This window comes from Microbacterium sp. 1154, from assembly GCF_031455375.1.
Taxonomy (GTDB): Bacteria; Actinomycetota; Actinomycetes; order Actinomycetales; family Microbacteriaceae; genus Microbacterium.
The window spans coordinates 252841-269900 of the sequence record NZ_JAVDSN010000001.1 but is presented as its reverse complement, the minus strand read 5'-3'; the positions used below and the strand labels follow the sequence as shown (position 1 = coordinate 269900).

The following is a 17060-nucleotide window of genomic DNA, read 5'->3' as shown; positions in this document are numbered from 1 at the left end:
GTCCAATTCCCGTCACCCCGCGCACAGGCTCGTCCCCTCGGGTGCAGCGTCGACGACGGTGGTCGTCACCGAGGTCGAGCCGGTGGCCGTGCCCGCCGGCATGTCGGCGACCGGATGCAGAAGGACCTGCCGTTCGCCGATGAACGCCCCGGTCTCGGGATCGATGATGATGTCCTGGCGGAACCCGTTCGCTCCCTCATCGCGGCCGATCGCGGTGCCGGTCCGACCGTTCAGCGTGGCCTGCTGCTCGGTGATGGTGACGCCGGGGATGAGCGCGGCTGTGTCGTAGAACACCGAGCGCAGCTCGGCCGAGACGGTCCCCGAGCGAAGGCGATCGGCGATCCAGACCAGGGCCTCCCCGTCGCGCGATGGTCCGGCGGCCCCGTTGTCCTGGTAGATCTTCTCGAGCAGTTGCCGTGGGTCGCGGGGGAGCTCGGCGGCGGTATCGGCATCGAGCGTGACGATGGAATAGCCGCTCTCGGTCTTTCCTCCCGGGAACACCTGACGTGCGTCTTGTTCGAGGCCCCCGGCCTCAGCGGCGAACGTCTCCGAACGGGGACCGAACGTGTGCACGGGCTCGCGCGCGCATCGGACCTCGATCCAGTCGGCTGATCGGTCGGCCGGCACCCAGAGGGCTCGCAGATCGCGCTCGAGGAACGTCGTCAGGTCGCCGTCCCGGAGGTTGCCGTCGTTCTCGCGTCGGGCGGCTTCTGCGTCCGCCTCGGTGGTGCCCATGGCGGCGTACAGCGCGTCGGTGCGTACCTCGAGGTACTGCCCCGGGCCGACGACCGGATCGACGACGTCGCGCGCGGCCGTCGCGGCCGAGCCGAGCACCGCGGCTGCGGCGGGGTCCGCACCGCCCGGAGCGCCGAGTGCTCCGCCGAAGACGAAGACGCCGGTGAGGGCGCAGGTCGCCGCCACGGCCGACCCGATCCAGATCCACCGCTGACGCGGGCGGCGGGCGGCGGTGGCTGCCGGGGGAGCGTCGATCGCGCGCAACAGCGCGGCGCGGCCGCGGATCACGTCATCGGGGTGACGCTCGGGAAGATCGGCCCGGACGCGGTTCAGCAGCGAGATCTCATCCACCGTGGTGCTCTCTTTCTCGGCTCGGAGCCGGTGTGACGTGCGGGGTGATGGCGGCGCGGACCTTTCGGCGGGCGCGACTCAGACGTGAACGGACCGTTCCCAGAGGGATGCCGAGGGCTTCGGCGATCCCGGCATAGTCGAGGTCGCCGAACGTGTGCAGCAACAGCACGTCGCGGTCACCACGTGAAAGGTCGGCGAGGGCGCTCCCGAGGTGAGGGGCGAGCCCGTCGGCATCCATCCGCTCATCGGCTGTCTCGATGTCGTCGACGTGCACCCGAGCGATGTCGGCCGCGAGCATTCCGCGCCAGGCCCGGGCCTCGAGTCGAGAGTGCTTCTGCATCAGGACGGTGGCGATACCGAGGAGCCACGGGCGTGCGTCGAGGCCACCGGTGAACGAAGCGCGACGCGCAAAGGCGACGAGGAACGTCTCGGACGTCACGTCTTCGGCGAACGCCGCCCCGAGCCGTCTGCCGACGTAACGGTGCACCACTCGCTGGTGCCGGTCATAGAGATCGGCGAAGACGGCCCCGTGTGTCAGGGACCGCACGATGATGTCGCCGTCGTGGGTGCTCACATTGGGTATTGTCCGATCGGCGGGATTAGTTCTCGATTCGTCGGTGGAATTTCCGCGGCCGTGGTCGGGGAGGCGGCGCGGCGGGCCTCGGGGCTCGCGGACCGGTGCGTGGCTCGCACAGCGGCATCCGGACTCTTCGGGAGCCGGCGATCAGGCGACACTCGCGTCGCCGCGGTGGCGTCAGGGGCTCACGATATCGGAGAATCGCACCGGAATCGGATGCCGCGCGCGTTCCGGTCCGACTCCGGCGCGATCGTCCGATTTCGGCGCGTGACCGCCGGGGCAGGCGCGGACTTCGCGAAGTCGGAGAATCGCACCGGAATCGGATGCCGCGCGCGTTCCGGTCCGATTCTGGCGCGATCGTCCGATTTCGATGCGCAGATTCGCGCGCCGCGCGGACCTCAGGCCGCCGCGGACGCCAGCACAGCCGCCGTGCGCGGGCCCACACCCAGCGCCACGGCCTCGGACAGCTGCGCGGCGGTGTCGACGTCGCGGTGCAGGGTCGAGTCGCGCGCGACGGCGAGGTCGGTGCAGCCGAGCAGGCGGTGACGGGCGGCCGAGTCGCGGCCGAAGGCCGAGACCCACACCGCTCCCGCGCGAGCGGTGATCAGGGTGGAGCCGGTGGTCTCGGCATCCGGGACCAGACCCCGTTCGACGGATGCCGCGAGCTCGAGCGCGGCGTCGAGATCCGCGGGGCGCAGGGCGGGGATGTCGCCGAGCAGGGCTGCGCGGGGCGAACCGACTCCCGCAGCGGCCGCGCCGAGGGCGATGGCGGCGTCGAGCCCGCGGGTGTCTCCCTCGGCCACGACTTCGATCGTGCGGGACCGCCGGAACTCGGCACGGACGCCCTCGTCGTCGGTGACGACGATCACGCGCGACACGAGGTCGGCCGCGGCTGCTGCTGCGATGGTGTCGAGCGCGATGGCGCGCGCGAGGGCCTCGCGGTCGGTGCCGACGTCGGTGAGACGTGTCTTGCCGACCGAGGCGGGCTTCACCGGCACGATGATCGTCCAGCCGGAGGTGTCAGGGGTGCTCATCGCCTCCATTGTGTGCCGAGGCGCCGACATTTCCGGTTGGGGGTGGCGGGGCGCCGCGAAACGTGCACGCGGGTCGGCGAGGTGACCCGCGTTCGCCGAGATGACCCGGGGTGGGGCTCACCTGCGGGTCATCTCGGCGAACGGGCATGATCTCGACGCCAGCGCGAACGCACGCGTCCGGCGCCGGAGCCTCAGCCGAAGCGCTTGCGCAGGCGCGGGAGGATCTCCTCGCCGTACATGCGCAGGAACTCCTCCTGGTCGTGTCCGGGGTCGTGGAACACGAGGTGGCGGAAACCCAGGTCGACGTACTGCGCGATGCGCTCGACGTGCTCGTCGGGGTCGGTCGAGACGATGAAGCGCGACGCCGCGCGCTCGATCGGCAGCTCGTTCGCCAGGCGCTGCATCTCGATGGGGTCGTGGACGCTCATCTTCTCTTCGGCGGTGAGGGCGAGCGGCGCCCAGAAGCGGGTCTTCTCCATCGCGGTGTCGTGGTCGGGGTGGTACGACACCTTCACCTCCATGAGGGTGTCGACGTCGTCGCGCGTGCGACCGGCCTTCGACAGGCCGTCGTCGAGGGCGGGGAGCAGCTTGTCGGTGTACAGCTCGGCATCTTTGCCGCTCGTGGTGATGTAGCCCTCGGCGATGCGGCCGGCCAGGCGCGTCGCGGCCGGGCCCGAGGCGCCGATGTAGATCGGCACCTTCTGCTCGGGGCGGTCGTAGATCGTGGCGTCCTTGACCGAGTAGTACGTGCCCTCGTAGGTGACGCGCTCGCCCGCCCACAGCTCGTTGATGATCGTGATGGCTTCTTTCAACCGCTGGAAGCGCTCCGGCGGCTCGGGCCACTCGAGACCGAGGGTGACCTCGTTCAGCGCCTCTCCGGTGCCGACGCCGAGCACGACGCGACCCGGGTACATCACGCCGAGGGTCGCGAACACCTGCGCGACGACCCCCGGGTGGTAGCGGAACGTCGGGGTCAGCACGCTCGTGCCGATGATGACGCGCTCCGTGCGCGCTCCCAGGGCACCGAGCCAGGGGAGGGCGTTCGGGGCGTGGCCGCCGTCGTGCATCCACGGCTGCAGGTGGTCGGAGAGGAAGACGGAGTCGAAGCCCATCTTCTCGGCGAGCACGCCGAACTCGAGGAGCTCGTTCGGACCGAACTGCTCGCTCGATGCCTTGTACCCGAATCTCAGCGGAACGCTCATGACCTGTCTCCTTGGGTATCAGCCGCGCACGGGGCTGTGCACGGGTTCGAACTCTGAGCCGTCGGTGCCGGCGAGACGTTCGCGGAACGCCTGGACGGTACCCGGCCACAGCAGGGTCAGCCGCCCCGAACGCTCGTCGATGTACCAGTTGCGGCATCCGCCGGTCAGCCAGGGGGTGGATGCCGCGGCCGCGGCGATCTCGTCGGTATAGGCCGCCTCGGCGTCGGGGCGCACGCGCACCGCGCGGTCGGGGCGACGGTCGCGCTCGGCGAGGGTCCGCACGACGTATGCGGCTTGCTCCTCGGCCATGAGCACGGCGGAGTTGTGGCCGAGGCTGGCGTTGGGGCCGTTCAGCACGTACAGGTTGGGGAAGCCCGCGACCACGGTCGAGCCGAACGAGGTCATGCCCTCGGACCAGTGCTCGGCGAGGGTCTCTCCGTCGCCGTGGACGAGATCGGCGTACGGCTGCTGGGCGGCGGCGAACCCGGTTGCGAGCACGAGCACGTCGGCTTCGTACGTCTCGCCGCTCGCGGCCGTGAGCGTGGAGCCGTCGACGCGCGCGAGGGCCGTCGGCTCGAGGCTCACGGCCTCCGAGGCGACGGCGGGGTAGAACGCGTCCGAGAGCAGCACGCGCTTGCAGCCGAAGGCGTAGTCGGGGGTGAGCGCGGCGCGGAGCGCGGGGTCGGCGACCTGCGCGTGCAGGTGGCCCAGCGCGATGGCGCGGGCGGCGGTGGATGCCGCGGCATCACCCGAACGCGAGGCGAAACGCTCCTCGCCCTCGGCGTAGAGCTGCGCGCGCAGGCGCGCCATCTCACCGGGGTGGGCGGCGAGGCGCTCGCGCTCGGCGGGCGCGATGTCGTCGCCCCCGCGCGGCACGATCCACGCGGGCGTGCGCTGGAAGAGCGTGACGTGGGCGGCGGTGCGGGCGAGCTCGGGCACGAGCTGCACGGCGCTCGCGCCGGTGCCCACCACCGCGACCCGCTTACCGGTGAGGTCGACGTCGTGATCCCACCGGGCCGAGTGGAACAGCGGCCCGGGGAACGACTCGAGCCCGGCGATGGCGGGGACGTTCGGCTCGGTCAGGCGACCGCACGCGAGGACGAGGGAGCGGGCGACGAGCGGCTCGGCGCCGGTGTCGATGCGCCACACCGAGCCCTCGGCATCCCACCGCGCTCCGAGCATCGGCGTGCGCAGCCGCAACCGATCGCCCAGGGCCTCGCGCTCGGCGACGCCGCGCAGATAGTCCTGGATCTCGCCGCCGGGCGCGAAGGTGCGCGACCACCCCGCGTGGGGGTGTGCGGCGAGGCTGTAGAGGTGCGCGGGCACGTCGCACGCGACGCCCGGGTAGGTGTTGTCGCGCCACGTACCGCCCACGTCGCTCGCGCGTTCGAGCACGACCACGTCGTCGCGCCCGGCCCGCCGCAGGGCGCCGACCATCGCGAGTCCGGCGAAACCGGCCCCGACCACGACGGCGTCGATGACCCTCATGCGCGGGGCCGCGTGATCGTGAAGCGGGTGCCGCCGCTGGTCTCGATGTACGGCGCCCTGGGATCCGCCGCGGGGACGGCCACCCGGTAGTCGGTGGTCCGCAGACGGAAGGGGCGCATGAGGCTGCGCGCGATGCGTTCGGCCGCGCCGACGGGCAGCTCGAGTCCCTGCTCGATGCCGGTGTCGGGGAGGACCCGACCGTCGGAGAGCGTGCCGCCCAGGTCGTCGCCGCCGGAGCGCAGCAGCACGGCCGCGGTCTCGCGTCCGACGCGGGTCCACGGGATCTGCACATGCGAGATGCTCCCCGACAGGGCGAGGCGCGACACGGCGACCATCGCGCGGTGCTCGTCGATCTTGCTGCGTCCCTCGACCAGGGCGACGTCGCCCCCGGGCAGCGGGATCGGCACGAACTCGGCGAAGCCGCCCGTCTCGCTCTGGATCTCGCGCAGGCGTCGCAGGTGCGCGATGCGCTCTTCGGCGGTCTCGACGTGGCCGTAGAACAGCACCGACGTCGAGCGGAATCCGGCTCGGTGGGCCGCCAAGATCCCCTCGACCCAGTGGTCGATCTCGAGGTCGCCGGGGGCGACGAGCGGGCGCACACGTTCGCTGAGGATCTTCACGCCGGTGCCGGGGACGGTGTCGACGCCGGCCTCGCGCATCGCCGCGAGGGCACCGTCGAGCCCCAGGCCCGCGCGCTCGGCGAGGTCGCGGACGTCGGCAGGACGATAGGCATGGACGTGGATGCCGGGAGCCCCGCGCTTCACCGCCCTCACGAGGTCGAGATACGCCGACGGGTCTTCCGTCGGCAGAAGAGAGCCCTGGACGCAGATCTCGGTCGCCCCCAGGTCGGCGGCATCCGCCGCGATCCGCTCCGCGTCGTCGAGGTCGAATTCGCCCGCGCCCGTGCGACCGCCGCGACGGAACCCCGTCGAGGTGAGGTTGCGGTTCTGCACCAGCGTGACGGGTTCGCCGACGGTATAGCGGCGGGCGTCGTCGGCGGCCGCGGTGAGTTCGTCGAGCTCGCTGCCGGTCGCCCGCAGGAGCCTGACCCAGTCGTCGTCGTCGAGGTCGGAGGCTCGGGATGCCGCCCGCTCGGCGAGCCGCCTCACGCCGGGGTCGCGGCCGGGGGCGTTGCCGTCTGCGGAGGAGGAACCCGGAGCGGAGGGCGCTTCGGGGCTCATGGATCCTCCCTCGGCGGAATCTCCTCCCGTCGCGGGGGCACCCGTGTTCGTCGCGGGGACGCCCGCGCCCCGCGGGATCACGTCGGCCGCGAGTCCCGTGGCATCCGCCAGCGCCCGAACCGGGGCGTGCAGCGCGGGGTCGATCCAGCGAGCGGCATCCGTGACGTATTCGTGGTGTGCGGTGAGACGCTCGCGCAGGACGAAACCGCGGGTCGCCGTCTGGGCGGCGAGGTCGTCGATCTGCGGCCACGGGCGCTCCGGGTTGACGTGGTCGGCGGTGAGGGGTGAGACCCCGCCCCAGTCGTCGATGCCCGCTTCGATCAGCAGCCCCAGCTCGCGCGGGTCGGAGAGGTTCGGGGGGACCTGGATGCGCATGTCGGCGCCGAACACGAGCCGTGCGACGGCGACCGCGGCCAGGTAATCGTGCATGTCGGCATCCGGAGCGCCCTGCATGGCGGTGCGGGGCTTCGCGCGGAAGTTCTGCACGATGACCTCTTGCACGTGACCGTGGCGATCGTCGATCTCGCGCAGAGCGACGAGCGACTCGGCTCGGTCGCGCACGGTCTCGCCGATGCCCACGAGAATGCCGGTCGTGAACGGGATGCCGGCAGCCCCGGCATCGTCGATGACCTTCAGGCGCAGCGCGGGGTCTTTGTCGGGGGAGCCGAAGTGCACCTGCCCGGGCTCCTCGTACAGGCGCCGCGAGGTGGTCTCGAGCATCATGCCCATCGACGGTGAGACCGGGCGGAGGGCGGCGAGCTCTTCGGGATGCATCACGCCGGGGTTGGCGTGCACGAGCAGGCCGGTCTCGGCGGTGATGAGCCGGGCGATGTGGGCGACGTAATCGATGGTCGAGGCGAACCCGTGCTCGTCGAGCCACGCCCGTGCTTCGGGCCAGCGTTCTTCGGGGCGGTCGCCGAGGGTGAGCAGGGCCTCTTTGCAGCCCAGCGCCTGTCCCTGGCGCACGACCGCGAGCACCTGCTCCGGACTCATGTACGCAGGCTTGCGCAGCAGGGCGAGCTGACCGGGGGTGTCGACGAACACGCAGTAGTGGCATCGGTCGCGGCAGAGCGTCGTGAGCGGTACGAACACCTTGCGCGAGTACGTGATGACGCGGCGCCGGCCGGAGCGCTCGAGACCCTCGTCGCGCAGACGCGACGCGACACGGAAGAGCGCGGGGAGCGGGGCCCCGAGCAGCCTCTCGGTCTCGTCGACATCGGGACGATGCCCCGTCGAGATCGCCGCCAGAAGGTCGTCGATCGAGGCGCCTCGGGCCGGTGCGACTCGCGGCGCAACGCTGCCCGTGCTCATCTCCCCAGGCTATCCCGCACCTCCGACATCCGGGTCGCGACGGCGGGAGCCGGGTGATCGTTGCGCTCCTGTGAGATGAGAGGCCGGTGTCGGCTGCCGGACGCTGGCAGGATGGAAGGCATGGTGACCCTGCTGCTCGACTCGACGCAGCTCGAGGTCGTGCTCTCGCCGACCGAGCGTGCGATGTCCTTCCGCAAGAGCAACATCGTCGTCCCGCGTGAGCACATCGAACGCGTGCAGCTCACCGACGACGCGTGGACCTGGATCCGCGGCGTGCCCAACCCCGGCATCAACCTGCCCGTCGCCGTCGGTGCCGGCACCTGGAAGTCCGCCGGGGGCAACGACTTCGTCATCATCCGGGGCCGCAAGCCCAGCGTCGTCGTCGACCTGTCGGGCCACGACGAGTTCGAACGCCTGGTGCTGACGACCAAGCACGGGGTCGCGCTGCTGAAGGCGTTGCGTCTCGACGTGGCATCCGAGCCGGAGAACGTCGCCGACATCGTGCGCTGACGGCGCGCGGGCCGGCACCGGTGCTCCGGGCCGGCACCCGCCGGCGCCCGCGCCCCCTCCGCACGTTGAGTGTCCAGAACACCCGGACGGATTTTCAAAACGTCCGGGTGTTTTGGACACTCAACGGATACCGCGACGCCTGAGACGCCGCTCCCGCGAGCCGGGGCTACGACGTGAACTGCACCACGGTGTCCCACGCGAGCTTGACGATCAGGATCGACAGCGTCACGAGGAACACGACCCGCACGAAGCCGCTGCCGCGCCGGGTCGCCATGTGCGCACCGATGAAGCCGCCCGTGATGTTCATCGCCGCCATCGCGAGTCCGAGCACGAGCAGGATCTCTCCGTGCACGCCGTACACGGCGAGGGCGGCGAGGTTCGTAGTGAGGTTCGCGATCTTGGCGTTCACGCTCGCCTGCAGGAATCCGTAGCCCAGCACGCTCACGATGAGGATGACGAAGAACGAGCCCGTCCCCGGACCCAGGATGCCGTCGTAGAACCCGACCGCGAGACCGATCGCCGCCGCCCGCCAGGCGATGGCCGCCGCCTTGTCGTGCCGAGGTTCGTGGTGCAGGCCCATCTGGGGCTTGAGCAGGGTGTACAGCGCGACGGCGATCACCGCCACGAGCACGATCGGGGTCAGCACCTCGCGGGGGACGAATCGCGAGAGCGCCGCGCCGACCGTGGAACCCGCGTACGCCCCGGCCACGAGGGGGATCAGCAGCACGAGCTGCACCCGGATCTTACGCAGGTACACCCAGCTGGCCGACAGTGTTCCGAAGAACGACGACAGCTTGTTGGTGCCGAGGATGAACGGGGTCGCGACGTCTTTCGGGACGGCGATCACGAGCGCGGGGAGCTGGATGAGCCCGCCGCCGCCGACGACGGCGTCGACCCAGCCGGCCACCCCCGCGGCGATCAACAGCAGCACGAGGGCTGCCACCGAAACGGGAAGCCACTCGGCGATCACCGGTCCATCGAGCACGGTTGATTCTCACCGACCCCGGAGGGGCCGACCAAATGCGGGGACACCGCGCGCACTCGCGGCGCGCGGCACCCGCTCAGTCGATGTCGCGGCGCCAGGTGGTGAAGAGGCCGATGACGAGGAACACGACCGCGTACCCCAGGAGGACGAGCCCGCCGACCCACCACTCGAGGCTGCTGTCATCACCCGTGCCCATGGTGCCGAAGATCGTCTGCCCCACGAGGGCATCGCTCGCGGCGCTGGGGAACCATCTGACGACGCCGCTGAAGCCCTCGACGAGCCCGCCGACGGTGCGCACGATCGGCTCGATGAAGAGGGTCACGGCCAGCACGATGACGATCGCGGCGACCTGGTTGCGCACGACCGTGCCGACGCCGATACCGACCAGGGCCCAGAGCGCGAAGGCGAGCAGCATGCGCCCGATCAGCACCCAGGTGTCGGACGCTCCGAGCTGCGCGTCGATGCCGAAGACGCTCAGCACTCCCGCGCCGGCGGCGACGGCGGCGATCGATCCCAGGATGCCGTAGAGCAGCCCGACCACGATGCCGACGACGAACTTGCCGACGAGGACGACGCCGCGGCGGGGGGTCGACAGGAACGTCGGGGTCAGGGTCTTGTGGCGGAACTCGGTCGTCACCATGAGGGTGCCGACGAGCAGCGGGAAGACGTAGCCGACCGCGGTGGCCGAGCTGTAGACGAGGGAGGGAACACCGGCGCTCGACATCGCGGGGCCGTTCGCCCCCGTGAGCTCACCCGAGGCGAGGCCGCCGAAGACGAAGGCGAGCGCGGCGGCGGTGAAGCCGACGTAGGCGACGAGAACGATCGCGAGCACCCACCAACCGGCGGTGCTGAACTGCTTGGTGTACTCGGAGCGCGTGGCGGCGACGAGGCTCATCGCTGCACCTCCCGGTCGGCGGGCTGGTCGGCGGACTGTTCGTCGGGCCGGCTCGCGGCGTGGTCGGCGGGCGCGACGATGTCGATCACACCGGTCGACGCCACCGCGTACGACTGCCGAGGACCCGCCTCGGGAACCTCGGCCGCGGTACGCAGCGCGCGCGGCGGAGCCAGGACCGCGACGAGAGCGGTGGAGGGACGCGCGTCGTCGTGCGGGGCCGGGGACTCCGGCGAGAGAGCGTCGTGGCTGACGGCCGGGGCCGGCTCACCGGTCGGTACCGGGAAGGCGTCGATGTCGGCCGCGGGGGCCGGGGTCTCGGCATCCGGGACCGCTGAGACGGCGGGAGCCGCGCCCGCGCTCTCGTGCACGCGCACGCCGCTCACGAGCTCGAGGAAGATGTCTTCGAGGCTCGCGCCCTTGCTCTGCAGGTTCGACAGGGCGATGCCGGCGCCGGCGGCCAGAGCGCCGATCTCGGCCGGGTCGTGGTGGCGGATCGTGAAGCCGTTGCGCAGGAGCTGGTAGTCGATCCCGCGCCCGTCGAGCACACCCGACAGGGCCGCACGGTCGGGGGAGTCGACCACGGTGGCGTACTCGTCGGGGTCGGCGAGGTCTTCGATACCGCCCTGGAACACCAGGCGGCCGCGCGAGATGATCAGCAGGGCGTCGACCGTCTGCTGCACCTCGGCCAGCAGGTGCGACGAGATGAGCACCGTCCGCCCCTCTTCGGCCAGATGGCGCAGCAGCGAGCGCATCCAGCGGATGCCCTCGGGGTCGAGGCCGTTCGACGGCTCGTCGAGGACGACGACGCCCGGGTCGCCGAGGAGCGCCGTGGCGAGCCCGAGGCGCTGGCGCATGCCGAGCGAGAAGCCGCCGACCCGCCGGCCGGCGACGTCGGCGAGCCCGACGAGACCGAGCACCTCGTCGATCCGAGAGGCCGGGAGCCCCGCGGCGCGGGCGTAGACCTTGAGGTGGTTCGCGGCGGAACGCCCGGGGTGGAAACTCGAGGCCTCGAGCGCGGCGCCGACGGTCTGCAGCGGCGACGACAGCTCGCTGAAGTGCTTGCCGCCGATCGTCGCGGTGCCCGAGGTGGGGCGCACCAGCCCGAGCAGCATGCGCAGCGAGGTGGTCTTGCCGGCGCCGTTGGGGCCGAGGAAGCCGGTGACCTGCCCGGGCTCGACGCGGGCGGAGAGATCGTCGACGGCGGAGACCGAGCCGAAGCGTTTGGTGAGCCCGGCGAGCTCCAGCACCTGTCCGTCGGGCATACGGCACCTTTCGTTCTGCGTGCGTTCTTCCCATCTTCCCCGATCCGGGGGCGAAAACACAGTTATCCACAGTCGAGGGCGCGGCGGAGCGGCTGTGTAACGTGGCACCGTGCACGCACAGCGAACCGAAGACGTCAGCGCGAGCGACGCCGCCGATGACAGCGTCCTGGTCCGGGGCCGCGGCGGTCTCGGACATCTGACGCTGAACCGCCCGCGAGCGATCAACGCCCTCGACCTCGAGATGATCCGCGCGCTGAACCTCACGCTCGACCGCTGGGAGCACGACACCGACGTCGACGTCATCCTGCTCGACGGTGCCGGGGATCGCGGTTTCTGTGCCGGCGGGGACGTGCGGGCGCTCCACGAGATGGTCACGGCGGGCCGCGTCGACGAGGTGCACGCCTTCTTCCGTGAGGAGTACGCCCTCGACCATCGCATCGCGATCTCGCGCAAGCCCGTCGTCGCGATCGCCGACGGCGTCTGCATGGGCGGTGGCATAGGGCTGGCCGGTCACGCGGCGATCCGCATCGTCACCGAGCGCTCCCGCCTCGCCATGCCCGAGACCCGCATCGGGTTCACGCCCGACGTGGGCGGATCGTGGTTGCTGGCTCGCGCTCCCGGCCGTCTCGGCGAGTACCTCGCCCTCACGGGCGGGACGATGGATGCCGCCGACGCGGTGTACGCCGGCTTCGCCGACCACATGGTGCCCACCGCGCACCTCGAGGCGCTCTACGAGGCGCTCGAGAACCGCGCAGACCCGTCGAGCCCCACCGAGCTGGTGCTGCTGTTCGACGAGACCCCGGAACCTTCGCGGCTTGAGGCCGCCCGCGCGTGGGTCGACGACGCCTTCGCGGCCGACGACGTGTTCGGCATCCTGGAGCGTCTGCGTCGGCGTCCCGAGGCCGAAGCGCGCGAGACGGCCGAGCTGCTCGCGTCGTCGGCGCCCACCGCGCTCGCCGTGACGCTCGAAGCGGTCCGTCGGGCACGCGCCCTGCCGTCTCTGCGCGCCGCGCTCGCTCAGGAGTACGGCCTGGTCCTGTGGTTCGCGCTCACCCAGCCCGACCTCGTCGAGGGCATCCGCGCGCAGGTCGTCGACAAGGATCGCTCTCCGTCGTGGACTCCCGCGCGCCTGGAGGACCTTCCCCCCGAGCGCGTCGCCGAGGCGTTCGCCTTCACCCCCGAGCCCGCGCTGTGGTGACGCGGGCGTGATCTCGTCGCCCGGGCCGTGCACAGCCGAGCCGGGTTAGCCTGAGGGGCGCCGCGTCCACGCGGCAGAACGGATGACGCACGTGTTCGACAGTCCCATGTCGTCCTCGGCATACGAGGTGCTCCGCGTCGCGGCCGACATCGACGATGAGGGCCTACGACGGGCCTACCGTGTGCGTCTGCGCGAGACGCACCCCGACACCGGGGGAGACGCCGCGCTGTTCGTCCAGGTGCAGCGCGCCTGGGAGCTCGTCGGAACGCCCGAGGCGCGGAGCGCCTACGACCGTGGTCGCGGGACGGCTCCAGGGGAATGGGGCGGCGGGGTGCCGGCATCCGCTCCCTCCCGTCCGGCCGACACGCGCCCGCGCGCCCGATCGCACGGCCAGCCCGGCGGGTGGCGTCGCGAGCGGTACCTCGGACTCATCCGCGAATGGGTGGGGCGCGGCGTCGAGATCCCCGACCCCTACGATCCCTCGCTCGTTCGCTCGGCTCCTCCCGAGATCCGCCACATCCTCGCCGACGCGCTCGCCGAGGAAGAGACCGCGCGTCTCGTCTCGGAGCTGGGCATGGGGTACACGGTGTGGCACGACGTGTTCGCCGACCGCGACGGGCGCGACCCGGAGCAGAAGCTCGACCACCTCGTGCTCGGACCCAGCGGCCTCTACGCCCTGTTGAGCGAGGACTTCGGCGGCCCGGTGGGCGTGCGCCGCGGAGAGATCACCGGAGCGAACGTCATCGGCTCGCCGGTGACCGAGCTCGTGTCTCGGGCACGCGTGATCGCGCGTGCCGCGGGCGTCCGCTTCAGCGGAGCGATGGTGGTGCTCCCCGACGACGCCGTGCTCGATGCGATCACCGAACTCGGCAAGGTGCGCGGAACACCCGTCGCCCTCGTCACCCGCAGCGCGCTGACCACGCTGCTCCGGCGGGGGATCACCGGGGGTCGCGAGGTCGGCGGTACCGAACTGTTCGACATCCGCACCCGTCTGCAGCAGCGCGTGCGGCACGTCTGACCCGCGACAGGTAGCCGGGACCTCCCTAGGGTGGAGGCATGAGTACCGACGAGACCTCGGGTGCCACGGCATCCGACGACATGAAGCGCAAGTTCAAGGAAGCGCTGGAGAAGAAGAACGGTCAGCACCGTTCCGGTCAGGCGCACCTCGACGGCCACTCCGCCGTGCAGGGCACGCACGGAGCGGTCACCAAGCGGGAATTCCGTCGCAAGAGCGGCTGAGTCCCCCACCCGTCGTCACCCGAGGTGCCGGGGATCCCTCTCGCGAGCGGGATCCCCGGCACCTCACGTGCGTTCGAGGGGCGCTTCGAAGAACGCGAGTTCGCGCTCCATCGATCGGTCGTAGGCCGCGGCCATCTCGCGCCGGAGGGGAGGGGATGCCGCCCGCGCTGCGGCATCCGCGATGCGCGCCGCCTCGGCGGACGACGCGGCGAACGTCTCGTCGCCGTAGGCCGTGAGCCAATCGGCGTAGGGATGGTCGGCGTCGAAGGTGCCCCGCCAGCGCACGCCGATGTCGGTGTACAGGACGAAGCAGGGCAGGATCGCGGCCACCAGCACCGCGTACGACCCCGCGGCCGCTGCCGCGTGCAGGTGGTCGGTGTAGGCCCGGGTCGCCGGGGCGGATTCGAGCCCCGCGGGATCGACGTGCGACTGGTGCAGGGCCGCCTCCTCGACCAGGCACGACACCGAGGCAGTCGCCCAGAACCGCTGCTCCTCGACCGTGGGAGCGAGGGCCGCCGCGCGCGCGAGCACCCGTGCGTATTCGCGCAAGTACTGCAGGTCTTGACCCAGATACCAGGCGAACGCCTCGCGATCGAGGGTGCCGGATGCCAGACCCCGCACGAATCCGCACGCGTCGACGTCGGCGCGGATCGAGGCGGTCGCATCCCACCGCTCTCTGCTCCACGACCCGCCGAGGTCGATGTGGGGGCGCAGCTCGTGCAGGTGATCGATCGGTCCGTTTCCCCGGCCGACGTGCAGCGCCTCGGCGTGCTCGAGGGCGCCGGTGAGCCAGCGCTTGGCGCGGGCGAGGGCCTCGGTCCAGGGCAGGCCGTGCGCGGCGAGGGTCGCCATCGCCGACGACAGTGAGCAGCCCGTGCCGTGGGTGTGCGGGGTGTCGACGCGGCGGCCCTTCACCGGGTGGACACCGGCGCTGTCGACGATGGCATCCGGACTCTGCTCCCCGTCGAGGTGCCCGCCCTTGAGCAGGACGACGGTGTCGGCCGTGGCCGCGAGGCGTCGCGCCTGGGCCACGGCGGCCTCCCACGTCGTCGCACGCGGTTCGCGCACGAGCACCGCCAGCTCGGGGAGGTTCGGCGTGACGAGATCCGCGCGGCGGCAGAGTGCGCGCACGGCGTCTTCGGCGTCGGCGTCGAGCAGGCGGTCGCCGCTCGTGGCCACCATGACGGGATCGAGGACGACGATCGGCGGTCGCGTCGCGGTGAGCCAGTGGTCGACGGTCGATATGACCTCGGTCGAGCCGAGCATGCCGATCTTCACCGCGTCGATCGTGACGTCGTCGCTGACGGCACGCAGTTGCTCGTCGAGGAAGGTCGTCGGCGGCACGTGGACCGACCGGACGCCGAGGGTGTTCTGGGCGACGAGGGCGGTGACGACCGCCATGCCGTACCCGCCGAACGCGGCGATCGACTTCAGGTCGGCGTGGATGCCCGCCCCGCCGGTGGGGTCGGTGCCGGCGATGCTGAGGACGCGGGGGATCATGCTCCGCCCTCCCACGCGGAGCGCAGGTCGTGGACGGTCGCTGCCGGATCGTCGGCTTCGCTCACCAGCGACACGACCGCGACTCCCGCGGCGCCGGCCCGGCGGAGGGCGGCGACGTCGTCGAGGCCGATTCCGCCGATCGCGACGCACGGGAGGGGAGTGGATGCCGCGAGCGCGCCGAACCCGTCGATGCCCAGCGGACGCGGGTGGTCGGGCTTCGTCGACGTCGCCCGGATGACGCCGACGCCGAGGTAGTCGATGGTTCCGTGGGGGAACGCCTCGGCCGTCGCGAGGTGCGCCGGGGTGTTCGCCGTCCACCCGACGAGGGCATCCGGGCCGAGCAGGGCGCGCGCCGCGTCGACGGGGATGTCGCTCTGGCCGAGGTGGATGCCGTCGACCCGCGCGCCGTTTCGGCCGGAGCCGTCTGTACGGCCCAGGCGTTCGCGCGCGGCGAGGACGACGTCGAGGCGGTCGTCGACGACGAAGGCGCAGCGTCCGGCGACGACGTCGGCGAGGTCGAGCGTGCGCGCGAGGAGTTCGCTGCCGCCGGCGACCTTGTCGCGCAGTTGGACAACAGTGACGCCGGCCGAGACCGCCGCGTCGACGAGGTCGCGCAGGCGTGCGAACGGGACACGGTGATCGGTGACGAGATGCAGGGACAGATCGTCGGTCATCGGGCGACCTCGTCGTCGACGCGGCCCTCGAGGTTGGCGGGCTGCAGGGCCGCCAGTTCGTCGAGGAATGCCACCGCGAAGGATCCGGGCCCTCTCGTTCGGGATGCCGCCCGCTCCGACGCCACGGCCCAGATCGCGCTCGCGGCGGTCGCCGCGTCGAAGGCGGTGGCCACGGCGAGCAGACTCGCCATCGCGGCGCCGAGGGCGCAGCCTCCGCCGGTGACCTTGGTCAGCAGGGCGCTGCCTCCGCTCACGCGCGCGGTGCGGTCGGCATCCACGATGATGTCGGTCTCTCCCGAGACGGCGACGGTACCGCCGGTGCGGAGCGCCAGGGAGCGGGCGGCGTCGAGTGCGTTCTCGGGGGAGTCGGTGGCGTCGACGCCGCGTCCGCCGGCGCCGGTTCCCGCGAGGGCGAGGATCTCGGACGCGTTCCCGCGGATGATCGCCGGGTGCGCATCGAGGAGCTCCCGCGCGAGGGCGGTGCGCACGGGCAGGGCGCCGACGGCGACCGGGTCGAGGACCCAGGGCGTTCCGGCGGCGACGGCCTCGCGGGCGGCATCCCTCTGCTCGCTCGTGGGGGTGCCCAGGTTGACGAGCACTCCGCCGGAGATGCCGGCGAACAGGCCGGCTTCGCCCGGGATGTCGCACATCGCGGGCGAAGCGCCGAGGGCCAGGAGCGCGTTGGCGGTGAAGTTCGTCACCACCGCGTTCGTGATGCACTGCGTGAGCGGAGTGGCTTCGCGGAGCGCGCGGAGCGCTTCGGCGGGGGTGGACAGAGACGACGACGTGCGAACGACCATTCGCGACATCCCTTCGCTAGTACGAACTAGATCAGGTTCGACGGGTGTGTTCTCAGCCCTGGTGGGCACCCCGTGTCACTGCCTGGCACGCTAGCAGGTCGTCGGCCTCCGGATGCCG

At 71.7% G+C, this 17060-nt stretch carries 16 protein-coding genes and 1 riboswitch; of the genes, 4 read left to right on the top strand and 12 right to left on the bottom strand.

All coding sequences use genetic code 11. From position 1 onward, the window contains the following. Positions 1-12: 12 nt before the first annotated feature. The 6 genes from J2X55_RS01105 to cofG form a co-directional block, all read right to left on the bottom strand. Positions 13-1086, bottom strand: a complete 1074-nt coding sequence (locus J2X55_RS01105; protein WP_309821547.1) for a CU044_5270 family protein — start codon at positions 1084-1086, stop codon at positions 13-15. Beyond that, the gene (locus J2X55_RS01100; RefSeq protein WP_309821546.1) at positions 1079-1660 is read right to left on the bottom strand and encodes an RNA polymerase sigma factor; all 582 of its coding nucleotides are present in this window, start codon (positions 1658-1660) and stop codon (positions 1079-1081) included. The genes J2X55_RS01105 and J2X55_RS01100 overlap by 8 nt, the downstream gene beginning before the upstream one ends. Positions 1661-2061: 401 nt before the next feature. Continuing rightward, the gene (gene cofC, locus J2X55_RS01095) at positions 2062-2697 is read right to left on the bottom strand and encodes a 2-phospho-L-lactate guanylyltransferase (protein ID WP_115917514.1); all 636 of its coding nucleotides are present in this window, start codon (positions 2695-2697) and stop codon (positions 2062-2064) included. A gap of 191 nt (positions 2698-2888) precedes the next feature. After that, positions 2889-3899 (bottom strand): glucose-6-phosphate dehydrogenase (coenzyme-F420), encoded by a 1011-nt coding sequence (gene fgd, locus J2X55_RS01090; RefSeq protein ID WP_309821545.1) that lies wholly within the window; start codon positions 3897-3899, stop codon positions 2889-2891. Positions 3900-3917: 18 nt separating this feature from the next. After that, entirely contained in the window at positions 3918-5387 is a 1470-nt protein-coding gene (locus tag J2X55_RS01085) for an NAD(P)/FAD-dependent oxidoreductase (RefSeq protein ID WP_115916866.1), read from the bottom strand. Next, positions 5384-7879: a 7,8-didemethyl-8-hydroxy-5-deazariboflavin synthase CofG gene (cofG, locus tag J2X55_RS01080; protein ID WP_309821544.1), complete on the bottom strand. Its 2496-nt coding sequence runs from the start codon at positions 7877-7879 to the stop codon at positions 5384-5386. The genes J2X55_RS01085 and cofG overlap by 4 nt, the downstream gene beginning before the upstream one ends. Positions 7880-7999: 120 nt before the next feature. Here cofG and J2X55_RS01075 point away from each other — a divergent pair, with 120 nt between their 5' ends. Further along, complete coding sequence (locus J2X55_RS01075; RefSeq protein WP_115916870.1) at positions 8000-8389, top strand: hypothetical protein; 390 nt, start codon at positions 8000-8002, stop codon at positions 8387-8389. A 166-nt stretch (positions 8390-8555) separates the two neighbouring features. On the opposite strand, the gene J2X55_RS01070 is transcribed toward J2X55_RS01075, so the two are convergent. The 3 genes from J2X55_RS01070 to J2X55_RS01060 form a co-directional block, all read right to left on the bottom strand. After that, positions 8556-9374 (bottom strand): TSUP family transporter, encoded by an 819-nt coding sequence (locus J2X55_RS01070; RefSeq protein ID WP_309821543.1) that lies wholly within the window; start codon positions 9372-9374, stop codon positions 8556-8558. A gap of 76 nt (positions 9375-9450) precedes the next feature. Further along, entirely contained in the window at positions 9451-10269 is an 819-nt protein-coding gene (locus J2X55_RS01065; RefSeq protein ID WP_115916874.1) for an ABC transporter permease subunit, read from the bottom strand. Next, positions 10266-11531, bottom strand: coding sequence for an ATP-binding cassette domain-containing protein (locus J2X55_RS01060; protein WP_309821542.1), 1266 nt, complete (start codon positions 11529-11531; stop codon positions 10266-10268). The genes J2X55_RS01065 and J2X55_RS01060 overlap by 4 nt, the downstream gene beginning before the upstream one ends. 109 nt (positions 11532-11640) lie before the next feature. Between J2X55_RS01060 and J2X55_RS01055 the strand changes: the two genes are divergently transcribed. From J2X55_RS01055 to J2X55_RS01045, 3 genes are all read left to right on the top strand, one after another. Further along, a complete protein-coding gene (locus J2X55_RS01055; protein ID WP_309821541.1) occupies positions 11641-12729 on the top strand; it encodes an enoyl-CoA hydratase/isomerase family protein in 1089 nt (362 codons plus the stop codon). A gap of 91 nt (positions 12730-12820) precedes the next feature. Then, positions 12821-13747, top strand: a complete 927-nt coding sequence (locus J2X55_RS01050) for a DnaJ domain-containing protein (RefSeq protein WP_309821540.1) — start codon at positions 12821-12823, stop codon at positions 13745-13747. Positions 13748-13785: 38 nt separating this feature from the next. After that, complete coding sequence (locus tag J2X55_RS01045; RefSeq protein ID WP_115916880.1) at positions 13786-13968, top strand: DUF5302 domain-containing protein; 183 nt, start codon at positions 13786-13788, stop codon at positions 13966-13968. Positions 13969-14031: 63 nt separating this feature from the next. On the opposite strand, the gene thiD is transcribed toward J2X55_RS01045, so the two are convergent. From thiD to thiM, 3 genes are all read right to left on the bottom strand, one after another. Further along, positions 14032-15468, bottom strand: coding sequence for a bifunctional hydroxymethylpyrimidine kinase/phosphomethylpyrimidine kinase (thiD, locus tag J2X55_RS01040; RefSeq protein ID WP_309821539.1), 1437 nt, complete (start codon positions 15466-15468; stop codon positions 14032-14034). Continuing rightward, positions 15465-16142 (bottom strand): thiamine phosphate synthase, encoded by a 678-nt coding sequence (locus J2X55_RS01035; RefSeq protein ID WP_115916883.1) that lies wholly within the window; start codon positions 16140-16142, stop codon positions 15465-15467. The genes thiD and J2X55_RS01035 overlap by 4 nt, the downstream gene beginning before the upstream one ends. Continuing rightward, positions 16139-16942, bottom strand: coding sequence for a hydroxyethylthiazole kinase (thiM, locus tag J2X55_RS01030; RefSeq protein ID WP_309821538.1), 804 nt, complete (start codon positions 16940-16942; stop codon positions 16139-16141). Before thiM ends, J2X55_RS01035 begins: the two co-directional genes overlap by 4 nt. After that, positions 16934-17025: riboswitch (TPP riboswitch) on the bottom strand. It overlaps the preceding gene by 9 nt. Between the last annotated feature and the right edge of the window lie 35 nt (positions 17026-17060).

Excerpts from the sequence above, each read along its gene's own strand:
- thiM (WP_309821538.1), bottom strand. The coding sequence starts at position 16,942 with ATGGTCGTTCGCACGTCGTCGTCTCTGTCCACCCCCGCCGAAGCGCTC.
- cofC (WP_115917514.1), bottom strand. The coding sequence starts at position 2,697 with ATGAGCACCCCTGACACCTCCGGCTGGACGATCATCGTGCCGGTGAAG.
- cofG (WP_309821544.1), bottom strand. The coding sequence starts at position 7,879 with ATGAGCACGGGCAGCGTTGCGCCGCGAGTCGCACCGGCCCGAGGCGCC.
- J2X55_RS01045 (WP_115916880.1), top strand. The coding sequence starts at position 13,786 with ATGAGTACCGACGAGACCTCGGGTGCCACGGCATCCGACGACATGAAG.
- fgd (WP_309821545.1), bottom strand. The coding sequence starts at position 3,899 with ATGAGCGTTCCGCTGAGATTCGGGTACAAGGCATCGAGCGAGCAGTTC.
- J2X55_RS01060 (WP_309821542.1), bottom strand. The coding sequence starts at position 11,531 with ATGCCCGACGGACAGGTGCTGGAGCTCGCCGGGCTCACCAAACGCTTC.
- J2X55_RS01085 (WP_115916866.1), bottom strand. The coding sequence starts at position 5,387 with ATGAGGGTCATCGACGCCGTCGTGGTCGGGGCCGGTTTCGCCGGACTC.
- J2X55_RS01065 (WP_115916874.1), bottom strand. The coding sequence starts at position 10,269 with ATGAGCCTCGTCGCCGCCACGCGCTCCGAGTACACCAAGCAGTTCAGC.
- J2X55_RS01035 (WP_115916883.1), bottom strand. The coding sequence starts at position 16,142 with ATGACCGACGATCTGTCCCTGCATCTCGTCACCGATCACCGTGTCCCG.
- thiD (WP_309821539.1), bottom strand. The coding sequence starts at position 15,468 with ATGATCCCCCGCGTCCTCAGCATCGCCGGCACCGACCCCACCGGCGGG.
- J2X55_RS01075 (WP_115916870.1), top strand. The coding sequence starts at position 8,000 with ATGGTGACCCTGCTGCTCGACTCGACGCAGCTCGAGGTCGTGCTCTCG.